The sequence below is a fragment of the Acidihalobacter sp. genome (assembly GCF_037381185.1).
GTDB lineage: Bacteria > Pseudomonadota > Gammaproteobacteria > DSM-5130 > Acidihalobacteraceae > Acidihalobacter_A.
In genome coordinates, this window is record NZ_JARRQY010000104.1 from 1 (window position 1) to 4,012 (window position 4,012).

Genomic DNA, 4,012 nt, shown 5'->3' on the forward strand with positions numbered 1-4,012 from the left:
CAGCACCCGCGAAATCGCACACGAACTCGATGTGAACCAGTCTACGGTTGTCCGTTGGCTGAGGTGATGCACGAACGGCCTAGATCAGATAGCAGCGCCTCCAGGCGGCGGCGGTGGGCGTGGCACCGATCACGCGATCTCGAGTAGTTCTCTATTTCAAGTAGTCTGTCTGACCTTCCCCTCGAGATTAGCACCAGGAGTTGAATTAGATTTCCAGATACCCTAGAGGGAAGGAAATCTCTACATGAAGAAGTGCCTACAGCGAAGAACAGATCATCAAGGCGATCAAGCGGCATGAAGCCGGTGCCAAGGTTGACGACTTATGCCGAGAGTTGGGCATCTCGACAGGCACTTTTACAACTGGCGCAGCAAGTACAGCGGCATGGAGGTCGCGGACGCCAAGCACCTCAAGGCCCTGGAGACCGAGAACGCGCGGCTGAAGAAGCTGCTGGCCGAGGCGCTGCTGGGAAACGAAGTCACCAAGGACGTGCTGTCAAAAATGTATGGTCCACCCCGGGTTCGCAAGGGCCGACTGGCGAGGCGAGCTGGGTTCTGCACAAATGTATCCGGCCTGTTAATCGGGCGTTGCCCGTGGCCATGATGGAAATCCGCACGTGGCTGGCCTAGCTAGTTGGTACGGTCTGCGAAACCGCTTTTTTGGTCAGGCTTCAGTCACGGGGATCGACCCTGTCGCCATCAGTCTGTCCTCTTGCAGAACATGGTGAGAAAATCGGCCATCTCAAGCCGAGTTTGCCCGGTAAACACTCCCGCTGGTGAGTATTGCCCAGCAACTGCGTGCGATTTTGTTGGCGAGCGCTACCACGACAACATTGCGGTGTGCTCGAATCTGCAGCTCGTCGATCCATCGTCCGAGGGCAAATCGCTCGCGATTCATATGCATGTAGACGCTGCGCGCTCCATGAATGAGCAGTCGTCGCAGATAGTTATTGCCGTGTTTGCTGATACCAAGAAGCTTGGGTACCCCGCCGGTCGAGTGCTGCCGTGGCACGAATCCTAGCCAAGCGGCCATCTGTCGTCCACGAGAAAATTGAGATCCGTTACCTACAGCGGAAACGATAGCGGTGGCGGCCAGCGGCCCGATGCCGGGGATCGTCAATAGGCGGCGACAATCGTCGCGCGTTTTTGCGACGACCTCGAGTTCGGTGCTGATGTCCTTGATATGGGCTTCCAGCATTTCCCAATGGGCCCTCAGTCTGGCGAGTAAGCCACGTAGCCGGTCGGAGAGGCGATTCTCGGCATCCTCCAGGACTGAGGGAAGCTCGTGGCGGAGATGGGCGCGGCCCGTACGAATTGGGATGTCATTCTCGAGCAAAAAGGAGCGCCTCGGCGCTGCGTTATACCCCGCGCCCGGACGCCAATGGCGAACTGCGTGAGCGGATCGTGGCGCTGGCCCAGCGCCACAAGCGCTACGGTGCCGGAATGATCTACCTGAAGCTGCGCCAGGCCGGCTGGTCGGTCAATCACAAGCGCGTGGAGCGGCTCTATGCGCAGGAAAAGCTTCAGGTACGTCGGCGGCGACGCAAGAAGATCCCGCCCGCCGAACGCCAGCCACTGATCCGCCCCGGAGCGGTCAACGAGGTCTGGTCGATGGACGTTGTCTTCGATCGCATCGCCTCAGGACGTGTACTCAAGTGCCTGACGATCGTTGACGATGCCACGCACGAAGCGGTGGCCGTAATCCCCGAGCACAGTATCGGCGGTGAACACCTAGTGCGGCTGCTGGATGAGGTGTGCGCCGTGCGCGGCAAGCCTGCGGTCATTCGCACCGACAACGTGCTAACTGTGGAGTCAAGCGCCGAGGTACAGACGAAAGCAGTCTAGGCCGTGCTGGACGTCCTTGAGGGGCTGTAACCGTCGTTATCGAACGATGCCCATGGGCTTCCACGATCGAAAAGATCCCCTGATCTGACCATAGTGAACACGAGGTCCGCCAGGCGGCCTCGACCGTGCTTAAAACAGCATGGGGTCCCGTGGAAAGCCCGAACATTATCTACGGGATCCTAAGCGGCCCCAACGGCCCTACAGAGAGAGGTCGGTCCACGGGGCAAACTCGTTTCGAAGTAACAGCGGTACGTGGTCTGATGTTTGACCAGGCTGTAAGCGACCCGGGCCATCTTGGCCGCGACCGCGGTCAACGCTTTGCGCTTGCGATCAGCGTTGAGCGGGTCGGGTTGCATATAACGTTCGTACTTTTGCCGGAAACTGTTCTCGCGCATGCGCACGGCGATGGTTGCGGCGAACCAGAAGGCAAAGCGCAGTCGCGCATTGCCACGCTTGGATAATTTCTCCTGGCCACGGAACTGGCCTGATTGCGACTTGGCCAGGTCCAGGCCGCAGTACTTGAGAAACTGCCGGTGATGGGAAAAACGGCGCAGATCGCCTGCCTCGGCCAAGATAGTGAGGGCGAGCACAGGCCCTATACCGGGAATGGATCGCAACGACTCGTAATCGGGGCGTCCCTGTAGCAGGCGATGCGCGGTCTCGGCCAGGGCCTCGCGTTGTTCGATCAGTTGCTGATAACGGCGCAGTTGGAGCCGAAACGTCTCGATGGCCACATCGTCGCCAGCGATCGGCAAGCCAATGCTGGTACACGCCGTATCGTACAGTTCCCGAATCCACGCGCGTTTGTTGACCTTGCGCCCAACCACGTCCCAGGCCTCGCGCTCGAACGCATCAAAGGACAACGTACGCACTGAGGCCGCCGTCGGGAAACGGATCAGGAAGCGTGCAAACCACTCCGCCTGCGTGGAGTGGAAGTAGCGTTCGCTCTCCGGGAAATACAGCGGCGCCGCAGGATCAATCGCCCACGAACCGGCAAGACAGACTCTGATTGATACTACTGCTTCGGGCTTACTGTAGCATCAGAAGTCCCTTGCCGAGTGCGTACACGACTGCGTGCGTTTTGTTCGAGGCGTGAAGCTTGTTCGTCGTGTTTTTAAGGTGGAACTCAACTGTGCGCTTAGTGCACCCGATGATTGACGCAATCTCAGACGCCGTTTTACCTTCGGCAGTCCAGAGGACAACCTCGCGTTCGCGAGGGGTCAGTTCCACCGCTTCGGATTCGCCTGCTGGGGGCCTGAGAAGCGTGGTCAATCTGGCGTGAAACGTATTGGCCGCCCATGAGAAGGGCGCTCTGAGGCGGTCGTATTCATCTGGGCGGATAGAATGTCTCTCTCTTGCAGCAGACAAAAGGCCGAATGCGCCTCCTCTTCCCCATGCGGATTGCGCTACGCCATGACGCAAACCACAGTCATGAGCGTCGTCCCAAAGTGCCCTCGCAGAGGAGAACAAATCCGCATCCCAATAAATCAGATCCGACTCCACGATCCCTCGCCTCACCGTAGGATCGACCTCCAGGTAACCTTGCTTAAGGTAGTGATTCATCCAGCCGGTAGGGTAAGCGTCCAGGATATCAACAGATCTTTGGGTGATCGGAATCGGCCAGCGGACGCCAAAAGAAAAATGTTCGAACCCCATATCCATAACGAACCGGTGAATGATGGAGACAAGGTCTTCGGCAACCTGAACCGCAACAACCTTCTCTAGAACCTCTCCGGTGTCAATCTGAAGCATCTCAGACCTCAGGTTTCCTTATGGGTTCTGGTCTTACTACCAGCACTCGGTGCTCTAGGCAAACTTTTGTCAGAGCAGGATCCTTGAGCGAGGAGGCAAGGTCCAGTTTAAACACGGGTTGATCGCTTGCTAATCTGCAGACCAACCTGTGACAAATAGCAGTTACGTTGCGTTGATGATTTGTCGATGTTGATGCCCTTTTGTTTCGAGAGGGCTTCAACCATGCGGAATTCTTATCAAATTCTGGACCGACGGAACGCCACCGCAGATGCACTTTGCGAGCTTGCTCGCTATCGATATGAACCGCCCCGGTTTTCGCGGAGGCTGTTGGGTTTAAGTTAAGCGGCAATGGGGATTGGCTGCCCGAGTTGCCGGTAGTAGTTTGCCTCAGCTTCTGCGGGCGGGATATAGCCCAGGG

At 57.7% G+C, this 4,012-nt stretch carries 3 protein-coding genes and 2 pseudogenes; 2 read left to right on the forward strand and 3 right to left on the reverse strand.

Translation table 11 applies throughout. From position 1 onward, the window contains the following. Nucleotides 1-272: 272 nt before the first annotated feature. Nucleotides 273-499, forward strand: a pseudogene (locus P8014_RS20230) (transposase); the annotation flags it as partial. 240 nt (nt 500-739) lie between these two features. On the opposite strand, the gene P8014_RS20235 reads toward P8014_RS20230, so the two are convergent. Further along, nucleotides 740-1,333 carry an IS110 family transposase gene (locus tag P8014_RS20235; RefSeq protein ID WP_337819140.1) on the reverse strand — a complete coding sequence of 198 codons (594 nt, stop codon included), beginning with the start codon at nt 1,331-1,333 and terminating at the stop codon, nt 740-742. A gap of 5 nt (nt 1,334-1,338) precedes the next feature. Between P8014_RS20235 and P8014_RS20240 the strand changes: the two are divergent. Then, nucleotides 1,339-1,794: pseudogene (locus tag P8014_RS20240) on the forward strand (IS3 family transposase); the annotation flags it as partial. 227 nt (nt 1,795-2,021) lie between these two features. On the opposite strand, the gene P8014_RS20245 reads toward P8014_RS20240, so the two are convergent. After that, entirely contained in the window at nt 2,022-2,714 is a 693-nt protein-coding gene (locus tag P8014_RS20245) for a transposase (protein WP_337819141.1), read from the reverse strand. A 157-nt stretch (nt 2,715-2,871) separates the two neighbouring features. After that, complete coding sequence (locus tag P8014_RS20250; RefSeq protein WP_337819142.1) at nt 2,872-3,594, reverse strand: autoinducer binding domain-containing protein; 723 nt, start codon at nt 3,592-3,594, stop codon at nt 2,872-2,874. Nucleotides 3,595-4,012: the final 418 nt, after the last annotated feature.